The organism is Ruegeria profundi (assembly GCF_001507545.1).
Classification (GTDB): Bacteria; Pseudomonadota; Alphaproteobacteria; order Rhodobacterales; family Rhodobacteraceae; genus Ruegeria; species Ruegeria profundi.
The window spans coordinates 467,019-483,794 of the sequence record NZ_LQBP01000001.1 but is presented as its reverse complement, the minus strand read 5'-3'; the positions used below and the strand labels follow the sequence as shown (position 1 = coordinate 483,794).

Sequence of the window (16,776 nt, the reverse complement as noted above, 5' to 3'; positions counted from 1 at the left end):
TGGGGATGATATGGATTGGTCGGATGGTCGCAAGCTTAGATAAAGAAATGGGCTAAATTTTGCTCGTTATGCATGTGCAAGAAAAAAGGCCGCATGAAACATGCGGCCTTTCAAAATTCGATTAAGCCCGCTTAGGCTTTGGCTTCGCCTTCGTCAGCCGGGGCTTCTTCGGATGCGACGAGCTCTTCGTCTTCCGAAGCCGCGGACCCAATATCGTCGAACAGTTCGGCGATCTCGAATTCTGCGGCTGCCTCTTCTTCGGCTGCCAGTTCCTGGATTGACTTGCCCGAAGCCTGAAGCTCAGCCTCTTCTTGCGAACGAGCGACGTTCATCTTGATCTCGACTTCGACCTCGGGGTGCAGTTTGACTGCCAGCGAGTGCAGACCCAGTTCTTTGATCGGTGCGATCAAAACGATCTGTTTCTTGTCGACAGTGAAACCAGCTTCGGTTGCGGCGTCTGCGGCGTCACGCGGGGTGACCGAGCCGTACAGGGCACCGGCATCCGACGCCGAGCGAATCACGATGAACTGCTGACCGTTCAGCTTTTCAGCCAGTGCTTCAGCTTCTTTCTTGGTTTCCAGGTTGCGGGCCTCAAGCTGCGCTTTCTGGGCTTCGAACGACGCGATGTTGGCGTCCGATGCGCTCAGCGCTTTGCCTTGTGGCAGCAGGAAGTTGCGGGCAAAGCCGGGCTTGACGTCAACGACGTCGCCCATCTGACCCAGTTTCGCAACGCGTTCCAGAAGGATAACTTGCATGTCAGTCTCTCCTTACTTCACGGCGTAGGGCAGCAGGGCGAGGAAGCGGGCGCGCTTGATAGCACGGGCCAGTTCACGCTGCTTTTTTGCCGAAACGGCGGTGATGCGGGAAGGTACGATCTTGCCGCGCTCAGAGATGTAGCGCTGCAGCAGACGGGTGTCTTTATAGTCGATCTTCGGCGCGTTGTCGCCCGAGAACGGGCAGACCTTGCGGCGGCGGAAAAATGGTTTTGCGGCCATGGTTTATGTCCTTTCGTCAGGCGTTGATCAGCGGCGCTCGCGGCGGCCTTCGCGCTCATCGCGCTTCTGCATCTGGACCGAGGGGCCCTCGGCATGCTCGTCGACCTTGATGGTCAGAACGCGCATAACGTCGTCATGCAGGCGCATCAGGCGTTCCATTTCCTGAACCGCACCCGAAGGGGCATCGGTTTTAAGGAAGGCATAGTGGCCCTTGCGGTTTTTGTTGATCTTGTAAGCCATCGTCTTGACGCCCCAGTACTCGCTTTCGACGACGTTACCGCCGTTGTCCGCCAGAACGGTGCCGAAATGTTCGACAAGGCTTTCTGCCTGCGCGTTGGACAGGTCCTGACGCGCGATCATTACATGCTCATAAAGTGGCATGTGCACTCCTGTTTCTATCAAGGCGCATTTCATAGGCGGGGCCATTTTCACCTTCGCGACCCTGCCACGAGAGGCTGCGCGATTCATGTGTTTAGCGAAGGATGGCCTCGTATACACGTTTAAGCGTGGGGGGCAAGCCCCGCCTTAGATGCCTTGGTGAAGCCGTGCTAATTCCTTTGCACTGCCCAATTCCTGACGCTTTTCGGCTCAAAGTTGTTTTTCATACCGGGGAATATCCGGACACACCGGACCCAAGACGGCAACCTGAGAAACAGGGTGAGAGATATGACCGCGATGAATACGAATACACTCCAGGAGTCCGCGAGTTCCGCGAACTATGAGAAATCGGTACCAGTTCTGATCGCTTTCGCGCCAAATTGGAAAGTCAGGATGGTTCTGGCCCGCATTGTGGGTGCCATTTTGATCGTCATGGCCTTTTCGATGTGGCTGGTGGCTGGTTCGGTCATGGCGGCCGAGGTGTGGCCCATCAAGCTGGCTGCGTCATTGATGTTCCTGCTGGTCGGGGTCAGCCTGATGACAATTCAACTGCTGGATGCGCGTCCCGATGCGTATTTTGATCCGATCCGCCGCGAGGTTCGCGTGTTGCAAAAGAATGAAAACGGTCGCCCGCAAACCGTCCTTCGCCGCAGCTATGACACGCTGGGCGGCGCGCGCTTTGTCGAAGACCAAGTTGAGCTTTATGACGTCGACGGCAGTCTGCTGATGAAACTGCCGCTGCAATCGGCGGATGTCAGCCATGCGCTAAAAGGACAGTTGAGTGGAAGTGTAACAATCTTCGCGTGAAGTTTATTCTGTTCATATAGGAACAGCTATTGTGAATGGATACGACTTGATGTGCTGGCTTCGGGCAGCACATTTAAGTTTCTAAGCAACCCCTTTGGATTGCATCCACACAATCGCGGAGTGAATTATGAAACCCACCCTACTAGCCGCCGCACTCGCTGTTTCAGCGACAACTGCACTTGCCAGCGCTGAAAAATACGTTCTGGACCCCAGCCACAGTCAGGTCGTCTTCAGTTATGACCACCTTGGGTTTTCGACCACGTATGGCATGTTCTCGGGCTTTGAGGGCGAGATCATGTTCAATCAAGAAGATCCGGCGGCATCCAGCGTCACCGTTTCGATACCCGTGCTTGAGATGATCACCGGTTGGAAACCGCGCGAAGATCACTTCATGACCGAGGATTTCTTTGGCGCGTCTGAGGGTGATATGATCACGTTTACCTCGACCGACATCGAGGTCACTGGCGAGGACACCGCCAACATCACCGGTGATCTGACCATGAACGGCGTTACAAAATCCGTCGTTCTGGACGCTAAGCTGAACCAAGCAGCAGACCATCCGATGGCAAACAAGCCTTGGGCAGGTTTCGATGCGACTACGACACTGGTGCGCAGCGAATTCGACCTTGGCCAATTCGCACCTTTTGTTAGCGACGAAGTCGAAGTTCGGATTTCTGTCGAAGCCCAGAAGGCCGAAACTCCAGAAGGCTGAGTACGTCTGACCGAATTTGTTGGACGAAACCGCCGGGGGTCTGCCCCGGCGGTTTTCTTATGTCCCGCGCTGCGCTGTCAGGTTGACTGACACCAACACATCGAAACCCAGAGACCCCTCGGTCGGTTGCGACGTGCCGACATCAAAATCCATCCGGTTCAATTCCAGCTCACCAGACATGGTGGCGGTGTTGTCCTGCAAATCCAGCGCAAAAGGAAGTACGACGTCTACGGACTTGTCACGTATTGTCAGCGGACCACGCGCCTCGTATCCGGTATCCGTTTTATAAAGGTCGGCTTTGAATTGGGCGGTGGGAAACTGCGCGCTGTCAAAGAAATCTGCGCCCATAGCTTGGTCTGTGACCGTCCCCAGGCTCAGCGATGTGATAGAGACCGTGACATCCACGTTGCCAGCTAACCCCGGTGCAGCCGGGTCTTCAAAGGTAATTGCGGCGGTCCAGTCAGCGAAACTGCCGGTTACCGGGCTGCCCAGTTGGGTGATGGTGATCGCCAGGTTTCCATTTTGCACCTGCCAATCAGATTGCACTTCGGTCAGTTGAGCCGTGTCGCTTGCAGCGGCAGAGTGGTCCGAGAATACACCGATGGACCAGCCGCCAACCAAAACCGCGCCCCAGACCGTCAAAGCCGTAAACACCGGCGCGATCGAGTGGTGTTGCGCAGGCGGCTTGGGCGCATCCGACCGACCGGGCAACATGCGACGCAGGGTGCTGTCCTTATCGATCACGTGATGTTTGAGGGCTCCTGCGATGTGCAGCGCCAACGATCCGGCCAAAACCCAGATGAACAGCCAGTGCAGGTTGGCCGTAACCTCGGCGACATAGGGCGACTTGGGGACAAACGGCAGGGTTTGCCCAAACGGCCACAGGATTGGGGCGTACCCCTCGGCCGCGGCGTGGTGCACCCAGCCCGTCAGAGGCACCAAAACCAAAGAGGCGTAGAGCATCCAGTGCACGGTCTCGGCCGCGAAGGCCTCGGGCTTGTTATCGGCGTTCAGCAATCCGGGCTTCGTTTGCGTCACGGCCCAGAGGATACGGGCAAGGGCGACGAAAAACACTGTGACACCAACCGTTTTGTGCAGGGAAAACAGTTGCGCAGCCCGTGCAATGTCTTCCTCAGTTGTTGGGACCGAAGGGTCGCGGATTGCGTAGGCCATGTCATTGGCGATCCAGCCCAGCGGCAGGGCGGCAAAGATTAGCAGGGCGGTCAGCCAGTGGAACGTTTTGGTCACGCTGCCATATGCAGAGAAAGAGTTTGTCGAGGGCATCAGGGGCTCCGGACTGGTGTGGCTGGCCTAAACCTAAGGCCATGGGAACAGGACTCAATAGCGTGATGCGCACAGTCAAGGTGCCATGATGCAGAAGTCAGGCAATGCTTGTGCCGCGCCCGCAGTCGGTTTACACCCCGCGACAACCTAACGTCATCCAAGAGGTCGCAATGACACGCGCATTCGTTTTTCCCGGGCAGGGCGCCCAAACCATCGGGATGGGCAAAGCTCTGGCCGAGGCCTATCCGGCTGCTCGGGCTGTTTTTGATGAGGTTGACGAGGCGCTGGGTGAAAAACTGAGCGACCTGATCTGGGACGGTGATATCGCGGACCTTACGCTGACGCAAAACGCGCAACCCGCATTGATGGCCACGTCGATGGCGGCGATGCGCGCACTTGAGGCCGAGGGCGTTGCGGTCACGGATGCGGCTTTTGTCGCGGGTCACTCGCTTGGTGAATATTCTGCTTTGGCCGCTGCTGGTGCGTTGTCCGTTGCAGATACGGCGCGCCTTTTGCGCACACGTGGTCAAGCCATGCAAAGCGCGGTGCCAGTGGGTGAAGGTGCGATGGCCGCTATACTCGGTTTGGATTTGGATGCTGTGCGATCCGTGGCCGAAGAGGCCGCACAGGGCGAGGTTTGTCAGGCCGCGAACGACAACGATCCGACACAGGTCGTGGTATCTGGTTCCAAGGCCGCAGTAGAACGCGCCGCTGAGATCGCCAAGGAAAAAGGTGCGAAACGCGCTGTGATGCTGCCAGTTAGCGCGCCGTTTCACTGTGCGCTGATGCAGCCTGCTGCCGACGTGATGGCCGAAGCTTTGGCATCGGTCTCAATCAAGGCGCCGTCTGTGCCGCTGGTTGCTAATGTGTGCGCCGAGGCGGTTGCCGACCCTGATCTGATTCGCCAATTACTTGTCGAACAGGTCACCGGCTCGGTTCGCTGGCGTGAAAGCGTGCAATACATGGCGGCACAAGGCGTGACCGAGACATGGGAGATCGGCGCAGGCAAAGCCCTGTCCGGTATGATCCGAAAGATTGACCGCGACATCGCGGGCAAAGCCGTTGGTACACCGGAAGATGTGCAAAAGGTCCTTGAGGCCGAGTCGTAAGAATAAACGTCCCGAAGGACGCACCAAGAGGGAAACCGAATGTTTGATTTGACAGGTAAGAACGCGCTGATCACTGGCGCTTCGGGTGGAATTGGGGGCGACATCGCGCGCGCGCTGCATGACGCGGGGGCCACTGTCGGGCTGTCCGGCACTCGGGTTGAGCCGCTGCAAGCACTGGCCGACGAGCTGGGTGAACGTGCGCATGTACTGCCTTGTAATCTGGGAGATGCCGAAGCCGTTGCAGCGCTGCCAAAGCAGGCGGCGGATGCGATGGGATCAGTCGACATTCTGGTCAACAATGCAGGCATTACGCGGGACAACCTGTTCATGCGCATGTCGGACGACGAATGGCAGAGCGTGATTGACGTGAACCTGACAGCCACCGCCAAGCTGTGCAAAGGCGTTTTACGCGGCATGATGAAGGCGCGCTGGGGCCGGATCATCAATATCTCGTCCGTTGTTGGCGCAACTGGCAACCCCGGGCAGGCAAACTATGCCGCGTCCAAGGCGGGTATGGTCGGCATGACAAAATCGCTGGCTTATGAGGTCGCAAGCCGCGGAATCACGGCCAACGCAGTCGCCCCCGGCTTCATCACAACTGCGATGACAGATAAGCTGACCGACGATCAAAAATCCGGCATCCTGGGCCAGGTTCCCGCCGGACGTATGGGCGAACCAGCGGAAATTGCTGCAGCAGTTCTGTACCTTGCCAGCCCCGAGGCGGGCTATGTCACAGGAACAACCTTGCATGTGAATGGTGGTATGGCCATGTTGTGAGCGCCAACAAGGCCGGGCGCGAAAGCGTTTGCCTTGGGCGTTGTCTGTGCTATAGGCGGCGCATACATGCAGAGGTCGACCGATTGGTCGGCCTTCTACTTTCCCGGTCTTCCGGGACCCAACCGCCCGGACCGGGCACATCAAAGCCAGCCTGAGCGGGCAAGGGCTGAACCGGGCAATACGCCCTGAAATGGAATGAGGAATAGACATGAGCGACGTCGCAGATCGCGTTAAAAAGATCGTTGTTGAGCACCTGGGTGTTGAAGAAGACAAAGTAGCAGAGAACGCTTCGTTCATCGACGATCTGGGCGCAGACAGCTTGGACACAGTTGAGCTGGTTATGGCTTTCGAAGAAGAGTTTGGCATCGAGATTCCGGATGACGCAGCCGAGACAATCCAGACTTTCGGCGACGCCGTAAAATTCATCTCGGAAGCTTCTTAAGCGCTTCGAACAGATAAAAAACGGCGTTTCCGGGCAACGGAGGCGCCGTTTTTTTGTGTTTGCCCAAATTCATCCTTGCTAGGTGCCAATTCGCTAAGCACTGTTAGGCCTGAGGCAAATATCCGAGCGGGCAGGGCATGATACGATCCACCCCGACCATAAACACGGCGCGCTTGATGCTATGCGCAATGCGGCCCGAAGACTTCAACCGGTTCGCCGAGATCTGGCGCAACCCTTGCATCGTGCACCATATTGGCGGCAAGCCGCGGTCACGAGGCGAGGCGTGGGATTCGTTTCTTCGGAATGCGGGGCATTGGCAGATGGCCGGATTCGGGCAGTGGGCTGTCTTGCAGCAATCGAATCGGTTGTTGATCGGTCAGGCTGGTTTTTTCTACGGCAATCGTGCGCTGGGCGACGATTTTGACTGCTACCCCGAGGCTGGATGGGTTCTGGTGCCCGAGGCACAGGGCCAGGGATTGGGACTGGAAGCTGCGCAAGCCGCCCATGACTGGTTTGACCGCGTTATGCCTGGACCATTGGTTGCAATGGTAAATTCGGCCAATACCGTGTCGCAAAAGCTGGCTGACAAGCTGGGATATGTCCCAATGCGAAGCTGCGAATACAACAGTACTCCGGTCGTTCTGTTGCGACGGAACGGTCCACCGACACGGATGTGATGCGACCGGCAATCATGCCGCAAAACACCCTCAGTTTGCCGAAACCAGTATTCTCCGGGTTTCATCCCGCGTGTATAGTGCGCTGGATTGCAACGCGACTGGGAGAGGGAGCGGGCTCATGAGAATTTATCCTACAATGGAACTGCAGAACGGCCGGTGTGTCACGCTGGACAAGGGCCGTCTGGACAATGCCATGATCTGGCATGTGGACCCCATTGAAACGGCGCGCGGGTGGTCGGCCGCCGGGGCTGAGTGGATGCAGCTGACGGACTTTGATGCGATCGAAGGACGGGATACCAACTTTGGGTTGGTTGAAGAGATCATTCGCTCGGCCGAGATGCCTGTGCAGCTGGCTGGTGGCATGCGCAGCCGTGAGCAAGTTGCGCATTGGATCGACAAAGGTGCAGGGCGGGTCGTGATCGGCACGCTTGCTGCGCGAGATCCCAATCTGGTGAAAGAGCTGGCCAAGTTATACCCCGATCAGATCGTTCTGGCGGTTGACGTTTGGCGGGGGTTTGTAATGACCGACGGCTGGCGCAGTCAGAGTGCATTCACTCCGGAAGCGTTTATCCAAGCCTTCGAGAATACTCCGTTTGCCGGTATTGTTGTGACCGATATCGACAGCGATATGGAAGATGTCGAGGCGCAGCTGGGACTCATCGCAGGACTTGCGGAAAAGTCCCGAACGCCAATCATCGCCAGCGGTGTGGTGCGTACGGCGGACGACATTTCCAGATTGGCGTATATCCCCAACATCTCAGGCGCGATTGTTGGGCGTGCGTTGTTCCGCAAGACACTTGGCCTGGCGGATGCGCTGGAAGTGGCTAAAACGGCGCATGAGCCGGTGGCACAGTTTCAGTAAGCCAACTGCAATTCAAAACCGCCAGTTGTCGCTACCGATTGACCGGCGGTTTTTTTGTCGAAAGAACCGATTATATCGCCAAGCTTTTGCTTCGTGTGGCGAAATCGTGCCGGAGGGGAATCTGCCGTGGCTCTTGCCCCCGGACCCCGGGCCGGGGTAAGAGCGGTTCTCAAATAGGAAGCAGGCAAGAGGCATTTCATGCGCAGAGTCGTTGTAACCGGTCTGGGATTGGTCACGCCGTTGGCCAGTGGGGTTGAGGAAACCTGGTCGCGGCTGCTGGACGGAGAATCCGGTGCAGGCCCGATCACTCAGTTCGACGCCGAGGCAAGCGGGGTCACCACGACCTATGCCTGTGAAGTTCCACGTGGAGACGGGTCGAATGGGACCTTCAATCCGGACGATTGGTTGCCGCCAAAAGAGCAGCGTAAGATCGAGGACTTTATTCTCTATTCCATCGCGGCGGCCGATATGGCGTGTCAGGATGCGAACTGGTTGCCAGAAGACGAAGAGGATCGCCTGCGGACAGGTGTCCTGATTGGCTCTGGTATCGGTGGCCTCGGCTCCATTGCGAACACGGCCAACCTCATCAGGGACAAGGGCCCGCGCCGTGTGTCGCCGTTCTTTATTCCGGGCGCGCTGATCAACCTGGCCTCGGGCCAGGTTTCGATACGACACGGCTTTAAAGGCCCGAACCATTCGGTCGTGACGGCCTGTTCGACCGGGGCGCATGCCATTGGCGATGCCAGCCGCATTATCCGTGCGGGTGACGCGGACGTTATGGTTGCGGGCGGCGGCGAAGGCTGCATTTGCGAGATTGGCATTGCGGGCTTTAACGCGTGCAAGGCGCTGTCGACCAAATACGCTGACGACCCTAAGAAAGCCAGCCGGCCCTATGACGTGGACCGTGATGGTTTCGTGATGGGCGAAGGCGCGGGTATCGTGGTTCTGGAGGAATACGAACACGCCAAGGCACGCGGCGCTAAGATTTATGCCGAAGTCTTGGGCTATGGCATGTCCGGTGACGCGTACCATATTACGGCGCCGTCCGAAGATGGCGACGGTGCCGAACGCGCGATGCGGGCTGCGCTGCGCAGTGCCGGATTGGAGCCGAAAGATCTGGACTATATTAACGCGCACGGCACCTCGACCATGGCAGATACGATTGAACTGGGTGCGGTGGAGCGCCTGCTGGGCGAACATGCGGGTAGTGCGACGATGACCTCGACCAAGTCGGCCACTGGTCACCTGCTGGGTGCGGCCGGCGCGATCGAGGCGATCTTTTCGATCCTGGCGATCCGGGATCAGGTGGCTCCGCCGACGATCAACCTGGATAACCCCGCAGTCGAAACTCCGATCGACCTTGCTCCGAACGCAAAACGTGAGCGGGAAATCAACGTGGCCCTATCGAACTCGTTTGGCTTTGGTGGCACCAACGCTAGCGTGATCTTCGGGAAGGTTGGTTAAATGTGGCGGGCTTTGGCGTCGAATGCGTTGACCATCCTTGTGGTCGGCCTGTTCCTGACGGGCGGCGTGATCCTGTGGGGACAGTCGCAGTTTAAAAGTGAAGGCCCGCTGGAAACCGCCATTTGCTTGCAGGTCAAGCGTGGCTCAAACATGACCGAGGTCAGCCAACAGCTTGAGGAGGACGGCGCCATCAGCAGCGCGGTTATCTTCAGGATGGGTGCGGATTACACCGACAAGGCTGGGCAGTTGAAAGCGGGAAGCTTTCTGGTACACGAAGGTTCGTCGATGGAGCAAATCATCGACAAGATCACCAGTAGCGGTGCCAGCACATGCGGTTCCGAGATCGAGTATCGGATTGGGGTAACCCGCCTGCAAACGCGGGTACGCGAACTGGACCCGGCGACACTGGACTTCGTCGAGATCGCCAATTTTGAAGTCGGCGTAGATGAAACCCCTGCGGAATATACCGAAAAGCGTCAGGATGCCGACACCCGGTATCGTGTTTCCCTTGCCGAGGGGGTGACCTCGTGGCAGGTGGTTGAAGCCTTGAAGGGGGTGGATGCGCTTACTGGTGATGTCACCGAAGTCCCGGCCGAGGGAATGCTGGCACCGGACAGTTATGACGTGAGGCCCGGAGATGACCGCGTAGCCCTGCTTCAGAATATGCAGGAGAAACAGCAGCTTCGCATCAACGCGGTTTGGGAAAGCCGTCAGGACGGCTTACCGATTTCCAGCCCGGAAGAGATGCTGATCCTTGCCTCCATCATCGAAAAGGAAACCGGTGTCCCGCATGAGCGGGGACAGGTTGCCAGCGTCTTCGTAAATCGTCTTGAAAAGGGTATGAGACTTCAAACGGACCCGACCGTGATCTATGGCGTTACAAAAGGGCAAGGCGTACTTGGCCGTGGTTTGCGTCAGAGTGAACTTCGCCGCGCAACACCTTGGAATACATATGTGATTGACGGTTTGCCTCCGACGCCGATTGCCAATCCCGGTTTGGCCAGCCTTCAGGCAGCGGTGGCCCCGGAAGAGACCCAGTATGTGTTCTTTGTCGCAGATGGAACAGGTGGACACGCTTTTGCGGAAACTCTGGATGAGCATAACCGCAACGTTGCCAAATGGCGCGAGATCGAAGCGGAGAGAAACGGCTCCAACAACTAGAACACGGGCCGCGTTTCGCAACGCGGCCCTTTTCTTTTGCCTACGCGGCTGACCGTCTGCGCGGACGGCGCTGCTTGGACCCTTGGGGCTTCCTTCCCGTGTTGGTTCCCTGAGGGCGGCGGCCCCGGAACCCTCCGCGTTTGCGCGGGGCTTTGGGTTCTGCAACTTCGGGCATCGAGCCGCTGGCGACCGGAATCTCAATCTTCATCAGCTTTTGTATCTGGCGCAGCTGGTCCACTTCATCAGGCGCGCAAAAGGCGATGCCTTCGCCTTCACGTCCTGCGCGCGCCGTTCGGCCAATGCGGTGGACATAATTGTCAGGCACTTCAGGTAAGTCGTAGTTGATCACATAGGCAACGCCGGGAATATCGATACCCCGTGCAGCAACGTCGGTGGCGACCAAAATCGTGATCTCTCCGGCTCGGAATGCCTTGATCGCGCGGTCTCTTTGACCTTGGCTTTTGTTCCCGTGGATCGAAGCAGCATTAAAGCCGTCCTCCACAAGACCTTTCATAAGTTTTTCCGCGCCATGCTTCGTACGGGCGAAAACCAGCGTCAGGGCATCCGTGTCTCTTGAAAGGATGTCGCGCAGTTTGCCGGGCTTTTCCGCTCGGCTGAGGAAATGCACGGATTGCGTGATCTTGTCTGCGGCTTTGCCCGGAGGTGAAACCTGCACCCTTTGTGGGTTGGACAGGTATGCTTGGCTGAGTTCTTCCATCTGCTTGGGCATAGTCGCTGAAAACAACATTGTCTGGCGCGGGGTGCCCAGTTCCGGCGCAATCCGACGCAGAGCGTGGATAAAGCCCATGTCCAACATCTGATCAGCTTCGTCCAGAACAAGGTGGCGCACTGAGCTGAGATCAACGGCGCCGCGCTCCATCAAATCGATCAGGCGGCCCGGCGTGGCGACCAAAATGTCGGTGCCGCGCGACAGGAATGAGATTTGCTTGCCGATGGATTGCCCACCCACAACGGTGGCAACGCGGAGCCTTGTTTTTTTGGTCAGATTGCGGAGGCTTTCGGCGATCTGATTAACCAATTCCCGGGTAGGAGCCAGGATCAGGGCCTTGGCCGTCTTAGGCGCGGGTTTGCCGGGCTGTGCCAGCAGATGATCAATCAGCGGCAGACCGAAAGCCAATGTCTTGCCGGTGCCGGTTTGGGCCAGTCCAAGAATATCATGGCCTTCAAGTGCCAGCGGGATCGCCTTGTTTTGGATCGGCGTGGGCTGGGAAAAATTGGCGCGTTTCAGCGCGTCATTCAGGGCCGGGGCAAGGCCCAGCATGTCAAAATCGAACAAGTGTCATTCCTTTATGATCCGCGCCGATTTATCAGTCACGGACGAGCGCGTTTGGCCACGTTCAAGACGTGACCGGCAAGGGTTTCGCGTAACCTCGGGACACACAGGCGCTTCCTATGGTGTCCGGTCGACGCGTCAAGAACCCTGCGTGATGGGGAACTGGAGTATCGTGGTGCGCTGTTCGGGCCAATACAGCCCGTAATGCTCACGCGGCAGCGCTTTGATTAAAGGGCACATGCGGGTTTGTCGCTGGAATGTCAAGCGATGGTTTTTCTGATAATGGCCGGGGGTGAGTGGACTAGTCAGCCATGCCGCCGTTAAAAATCACGCACTGAACTACGATAGTATCGTCTGTATCGAAAAGAGCCTGCAGCGAGTTGGTGGAATTGCGTGGAGCGCGTCAACCGGTGCAGGTGCGGCTTGGCGGTCCCTCGGGTTGCGCCAAGTCACAAACAGCCGCCGATGCAACCAACGATTACGAAATGTTAAGGTGCCAAGTACGGTGCCCGTTGCGCCCCTGTTGCACAAGACATTGACTTTGCGTGCTTTTTCCCGTACGAATTGTGTCATGCTAGAAGAAGTGGGCAAACGGCCCCGGGGCAACCCGGTGGCCGTTTTTCCGTTTCTCTCGTGCGGAATAACTCACGCATGAGGTCACAGGCAAACATGACTTTGATTACCCCGGAAGAGCGGATGTCACAAACGGCGGAGCTTTTGCAGTCACTTGAGACATCCATTCGCGGTTTGCGCCAAGCAGCGGAAGAACTGCGCAGGCAAATTGGCACCGGGGAGGATGCAGACTTGGCTGGTGCAGCCAAACAACTCGGGCAGCTAGAGGGGCTGATCCGAAGTTGTCAGAAAGTGGAGACAAGCTTTGTCGAACAACATCACAGACAAGCCGGAATTGCCCAAGGGGGGTATGCGCTCGACCTTGAGCGCGCTCGATTTGAAATCGGGTGCAGGTTGGCTCGCCTCCGCCGATGCTGCGGTTCGGGAAAGATTTCTGAGTGAGATCGGGGAGGGGGGGCTATGTGCCCTCCCTTTCCTGTTCGAGTTCTGGGCGCTGCCACATCAGCTTCCGCCCAAGGGCGATTGGCGATCTTGGGTAATCATGGGCGGGCGTGGCGCAGGCAAGACGCGGGCCGGAGCGGAATGGGTGCGGTCGATGGTTGAAGGGTCATTGCCGTTGGATAATGGTGAGGCGTGTCGCGTGGCTTTGGTCGGTGAAACCTTTGATCAGGTGCGCGACGTGATGATTTTTGGCGATAGCGGGATTTTGCAGTGTTCGCCGCCGGACCGGCGACCTGCGTGGAAGGCGTCGGAACGCAAACTGATCTGGCCCAACGGGGCCGAGGCACAGGCGTTTTCGGCGCATGATCCCGAGGGCTTGCGCGGTCCTCAGTTCGATGCGGCCTGGGTGGATGAACTGGGTTGCGCGGCGATCGACAAGGGAAGCAATCAACCAAACAAGTTTCTTGACCCCAAGTCGTCGGAGTCCAGTCTTCCGCGCTATTCAAATGGTGCACGCGACGACTTTATGCAGGTGCAGTACCTGAAGGCTATGCTTGGCTACTGGTCTGATCCCCACGTGAACCCCGTTTCCGATCAGTATGGCGGTCAGATGGTGGATATGTCGAACGCCTACATTTGGGCTTGGGATGCGCGTCCCTTTCCTGCTTTTCCAAATCTACGAAGCCAGTGGAGCGATGGGGAAAACTATCCACGTGGTCACTGGCTGAACGGGCGATCGGGCACGCGGACTTTGGCCTCGGTCGTTGCGGAAATCTGCTACGGCGCTGGTGTTACGGATATTGATGTTTCTCGCCTTTACGGGGTTGTGAGAGGGTACATGGTCGAGGATGTCACAACTGCGCGGGCAGCTTTGCAGCCGTTGATGCTGCGCTATGGTTTCGATGCGATCGAGCGGGACGGTGTATTGCGGTTTCAGATGCGCGACGGTCACGGTGCCGAAGAGCTTGCCAGCGACGTTCTGGCTGACAGTTCTGAAATCACTGGACGGGTCGAGTTTCGCCGTGAGGCAGAGGCCGAGATGTCAGGCCGTGTGCGCGTTAGCTTTGTTCAATCCGATGCGGATCATGACGTCGTTTCGGAAGAGGCCATCTTGCCGGACAATGAGACGCATTCAGTATCGGTGAACGAGTTTCCCCTGTCGATGACCCGAGCCGAAGGTCGACAGACCGCCGAACGGTGGTTGAGTGAGGCGCGTACTGCGCGCGAGACAGCCAGATTTGCCTTGCCGCCGTCGATGCTGCACTTGGGTGCAGGTGATGTCGTCAGCCTGACCAATGAGGGGCAGAGTGCGCGCTATCGCATTGACCGGGTAGAACAGTCTGATTTGCAGTTGGTCGAGGCGGTCCGGGTTGAACCGGATGTCTATGCACCATTGAATCTGCCGGACGACTCGGTTTCCGAAAAACCCTTCGTTGCACCAGTGCCTGTTTTACCCGTATTTATGGATCTTCCGCTGATCACCGGGTCGGAAACACCGCATGCCCCGTATCTGGCCGCGTCGGCAAATCCGTGGCCTGGCAGCGTAGCGGTCTATTCGGCATCAGGCGACGAAGGCTATGCATTGCAAGACGTCATTCCCGGACAGGCAGTGATTGGCTTTACTGAAACGCCGCTTAAACGCGCAAGCGCAGGCATCTGGGATGAAGGGGCGGCTCTGCGTGTTAGGCTTGTCGACGGTTTGCTGGAATCCCGCACCCAAGAGGCGCTGCTGAATGGTGCCAATCTGGCTGCGATTGGGGATGGCACGCCTGGAAACTGGGAAGTTTTTCAATTCGCCGAGGCAAATTTGCAAGAGGCGGGCATGTACGCCTTGTCCAGCCGGTTGCGTGGTCAGCTTGGAACAGATGCAATCATTCCCGATGTTTGGCCCGAAGGATCGATGTTCGTTTTGCTTGATCAACGCGTATACCAAACCAATCTGTTGCGATCCGAGCGGCGCGTGACCAAGCATTATCGCATTGGCCCCGCGACACGTGGCTATGAAGACCCGTCTTTTGTACACTTGATCGAGGCATTCAACGGAAACGGATTGCGCCCATACGCGCCGGTTCACCTATGCGCAAAGCACACGCCATCCGGTGATCAATTGTCCTGGATACGCCGAACCCGTCTGGACGGAGATGATTGGGCAGGGCTGGACGTGCCGCTGGCAGAGGAGAACGAATCCTATCTTGTTCAAATAAGCGTGAATGGTGCTTTGGTGCGGGAACAGGTCGTAACTGAGCCGACCTTGTTTTACCCCACCGCGGCGCAAGCGGCAGATGGTGTCAGCGGCGCGTACAGCGTTCGGGTTGCGCAGGTATCGGCCAGCTACGGGTCGGGCTTGTACGCCAGCCTGACAGTTGGGTAGGCCAAACGATGCGTCCTGTATTACACGGGGACGTCAGCGCGGCGGCGCGGGCTTTGCTGGCCGCGCCGCTGGAAGATCGTGAAAGCTTGTGTGCTCGCATGTTCCGCGAAGCTCAACTGGCCTACAAACATGTTTCCCAGACAGGTCAACTGCACCCCGAGTTCGGCAATGGCTCGTTGATGGCCGTCGCGCGCAACAGACGGCTAGCCGATGAGCCTTGCTTTGATGACATACAGTTTTGCCGGTGTTTTGAGCTGGTCCTGCGCCACCTGCGCCTGTTTCTGGCAACATGCCGTTAAAGCAAGGGAATTTGTCGCGATCGTATGCAGAGTCAGATACAATTGTGGACCTTGCTGCCGGTTTATTCCGTTTCATATTTTTTTGTTACCATACCGATCACGGGTTTGCGTTTGGCGTTTTACCAACTAAATGGCATGCTAAGCGCAGCAAAGGAACAATAGTTATGTTGGAAAAGCGCAGTCACGTGACACCGGTTGATCCGGTCTGGACACGTATTACGAGCGAAGCCCAAGCGGCTGTCGAAAATGAGCCGTTGATGGGCGGGTTAGTGCATGCCTGCATATTGCACCATCGCAGCCTGGGTCGGGCTCTGTCCTATCGCATCTCGGCCAAGCTGTGTTCGAACGAAATGTCTATGATGGTCCTGCGCGAGGTCGTGGACGAAGCATATGCGGATGACGCCACGCTGATTGAGGCGGCGCGTGCAGACCTGATGGCCGTTTACGAACGTGATCCAGCCTGCCACCGCTTGTTGCAACCGATCCTGTATTTCAAAGGCTATCAGGCCATGCAGACCTACCGCGTTGCGCATTGGCTTTGGCGGAAAGGGCGCCATGATTTGGCGTATTTCTTCCAGATGCGTTCGTCCGAAATCTTCGGAACCGACATCCATCCCGCCGCAAAAATCGGCAAGGGCATCATGATCGACCACGCGCATTCCATCGTCATTGGTGAAACGGCCGTGGTAGGGGACAATGTTTCGATGCTGCATTCCGTTACATTGGGCGGAACAGGTAAGGAAGAAGAAGACCGCCATCCAAAAATAGGAAATGGCGTGCTTATTGGTGCCGGGGCCAAAGTGCTTGGTAATATTTCGGTTGGCCGTTGTAGCCGTATCGCTGCGGGCTCCGTCGTTTTGCAAGACGTGCCGGCCTGCAAAACGGTTGCTGGCATTCCAGCCAAGATCGTTGGTGAGGCAGGCTGTGATCAGCCATCAATCTCGATGGATCACATGCTGGGCAAAGACAGGTAACGAGGCCCAGCCAAATAAGCGCGCCCCACATGGCGTGCTTTTTCTGTCTCGCTCTGATGTGTCAACACCGAGGATACGAAGTGTATCCTGCAAAAGTGTGACACCATCCGGCGTTTCGGGACGGGGAAATCTATACGTGCCGCAGGGCAAATCGAA

At 57.3% G+C, this 16,776-nt stretch carries 18 protein-coding genes; 13 read left to right on the top strand and 5 right to left on the bottom strand.

Features of this window, described 5'->3' with window-relative positions; all coding sequences use genetic code 11:
• Positions 1-131 precede the first annotated feature (131 nt).
• The 3 genes from rplI to rpsF are packed head-to-tail and all read right to left on the bottom strand — an operon-like array spanning position 132 to position 1,376.
• On the bottom strand, positions 132-755 hold the full coding sequence (rplI, locus tag AVO44_RS02380; protein WP_068331971.1) for a 50S ribosomal protein L9: 624 nt from the start codon (positions 753-755) through the stop codon (positions 132-134).
• A 12-nt stretch (positions 756-767) separates the two neighbouring features.
• The gene (gene rpsR, locus AVO44_RS02375) at positions 768-995 is read right to left on the bottom strand and encodes a 30S ribosomal protein S18 (protein ID WP_005982441.1); all 228 of its coding nucleotides are present in this window, start codon (positions 993-995) and stop codon (positions 768-770) included.
• A 27-nt stretch (positions 996-1,022) separates the two neighbouring features.
• Positions 1,023-1,376, bottom strand: a complete 354-nt coding sequence (gene rpsF / locus AVO44_RS02370) for a 30S ribosomal protein S6 (protein ID WP_068332653.1) — start codon at positions 1,374-1,376, stop codon at positions 1,023-1,025.
• A gap of 285 nt (positions 1,377-1,661) precedes the next feature.
• On the opposite strand from rpsF, the gene AVO44_RS02365 reads away from it, so the two are divergent.
• Together AVO44_RS02365 and AVO44_RS02360 are read left to right on the top strand one after the other, a co-directional pair.
• Positions 1,662-2,180: a hypothetical protein gene (locus AVO44_RS02365; protein ID WP_068331967.1), complete on the top strand. Its 519-nt coding sequence runs from the start codon at positions 1,662-1,664 to the stop codon at positions 2,178-2,180.
• Positions 2,181-2,307: 127 nt separating this feature from the next.
• Positions 2,308-2,892: a YceI family protein gene (locus AVO44_RS02360; protein ID WP_068331965.1), complete on the top strand. Its 585-nt coding sequence runs from the start codon at positions 2,308-2,310 to the stop codon at positions 2,890-2,892.
• A 57-nt stretch (positions 2,893-2,949) separates the two neighbouring features.
• Here AVO44_RS02360 and AVO44_RS02355 read toward each other — a convergent pair whose 3' ends face one another.
• On the bottom strand, positions 2,950-4,176 hold the full coding sequence (locus AVO44_RS02355; protein WP_068331962.1) for a cytochrome b/b6 domain-containing protein: 1,227 nt from the start codon (positions 4,174-4,176) through the stop codon (positions 2,950-2,952).
• A gap of 170 nt (positions 4,177-4,346) precedes the next feature.
• Between AVO44_RS02355 and fabD the strand changes: the two genes are divergently transcribed.
• The 8 genes from fabD (at position 4,347) to mltG (ending at position 10,668) form a co-directional block, all read left to right on the top strand.
• Positions 4,347-5,285, top strand: coding sequence for an ACP S-malonyltransferase (gene fabD / locus AVO44_RS02350; RefSeq protein ID WP_068332652.1), 939 nt, complete (start codon positions 4,347-4,349; stop codon positions 5,283-5,285).
• Between the two features lie 39 nt (positions 5,286-5,324).
• Positions 5,325-6,062 carry a 3-oxoacyl-[acyl-carrier-protein] reductase gene (fabG, locus tag AVO44_RS02345; protein WP_068331959.1) on the top strand — a complete coding sequence of 246 codons (738 nt, stop codon included), beginning with the start codon at positions 5,325-5,327 and terminating at the stop codon, positions 6,060-6,062.
• A 66-nt stretch (positions 6,063-6,128) separates the two neighbouring features.
• Positions 6,129-6,251 (top strand): hypothetical protein, encoded by a 123-nt coding sequence (locus AVO44_RS21675; RefSeq protein WP_267885743.1) that lies wholly within the window; start codon positions 6,129-6,131, stop codon positions 6,249-6,251.
• 19 nt (positions 6,252-6,270) lie between these two features.
• Positions 6,271-6,504 (top strand): acyl carrier protein, encoded by a 234-nt coding sequence (locus tag AVO44_RS02340; protein ID WP_008756330.1) that lies wholly within the window; start codon positions 6,271-6,273, stop codon positions 6,502-6,504.
• 137 nt (positions 6,505-6,641) lie between these two features.
• On the top strand, positions 6,642-7,181 hold the full coding sequence (locus tag AVO44_RS02335; protein ID WP_068331955.1) for a GNAT family N-acetyltransferase: 540 nt from the start codon (positions 6,642-6,644) through the stop codon (positions 7,179-7,181).
• Positions 7,182-7,299: 118 nt separating this feature from the next.
• Positions 7,300-8,043: a 1-(5-phosphoribosyl)-5-[(5-phosphoribosylamino)methylideneamino]imidazole-4-carboxamide isomerase gene (locus AVO44_RS02330; RefSeq protein WP_068331952.1), complete on the top strand. Its 744-nt coding sequence runs from the start codon at positions 7,300-7,302 to the stop codon at positions 8,041-8,043.
• A 198-nt stretch (positions 8,044-8,241) separates the two neighbouring features.
• Complete coding sequence (gene fabF, locus AVO44_RS02325) at positions 8,242-9,507, top strand: beta-ketoacyl-ACP synthase II (RefSeq protein WP_068331951.1); 1,266 nt, start codon at positions 8,242-8,244, stop codon at positions 9,505-9,507.
• A complete protein-coding gene (gene mltG, locus AVO44_RS02320; protein WP_068331948.1) occupies positions 9,508-10,668 on the top strand; it encodes an endolytic transglycosylase MltG in 1,161 nt (386 codons plus the stop codon). It abuts the gene before it with no gap.
• 40 nt (positions 10,669-10,708) lie between these two features.
• On the opposite strand, the gene AVO44_RS02315 is transcribed toward mltG, so the two are convergent.
• On the bottom strand, positions 10,709-11,965 hold the full coding sequence (locus tag AVO44_RS02315; RefSeq protein ID WP_068331945.1) for a DEAD/DEAH box helicase: 1,257 nt from the start codon (positions 11,963-11,965) through the stop codon (positions 10,709-10,711).
• 919 nt (positions 11,966-12,884) lie between these two features.
• On the opposite strand from AVO44_RS02315, the gene AVO44_RS02310 reads away from it, so the two are divergent.
• The 3 genes from AVO44_RS02310 to cysE all read left to right on the top strand — a co-directional run bounded on the left by AVO44_RS02310 (position 12,885) and on the right by cysE (position 16,620).
• Complete coding sequence (locus tag AVO44_RS02310; RefSeq protein ID WP_082677361.1) at positions 12,885-15,347, top strand: phage tail protein; 2,463 nt, start codon at positions 12,885-12,887, stop codon at positions 15,345-15,347.
• Between the two features lie 8 nt (positions 15,348-15,355).
• Positions 15,356-15,646 carry a DUF7742 family protein gene (locus AVO44_RS02305; RefSeq protein WP_068331942.1) on the top strand — a complete coding sequence of 97 codons (291 nt, stop codon included), beginning with the start codon at positions 15,356-15,358 and terminating at the stop codon, positions 15,644-15,646.
• A 164-nt stretch (positions 15,647-15,810) separates the two neighbouring features.
• A complete protein-coding gene (gene cysE, locus AVO44_RS02300) occupies positions 15,811-16,620 on the top strand; it encodes a serine O-acetyltransferase (RefSeq protein ID WP_068331939.1) in 810 nt (269 codons plus the stop codon).
• Positions 16,621-16,776: the final 156 nt, after the last annotated feature.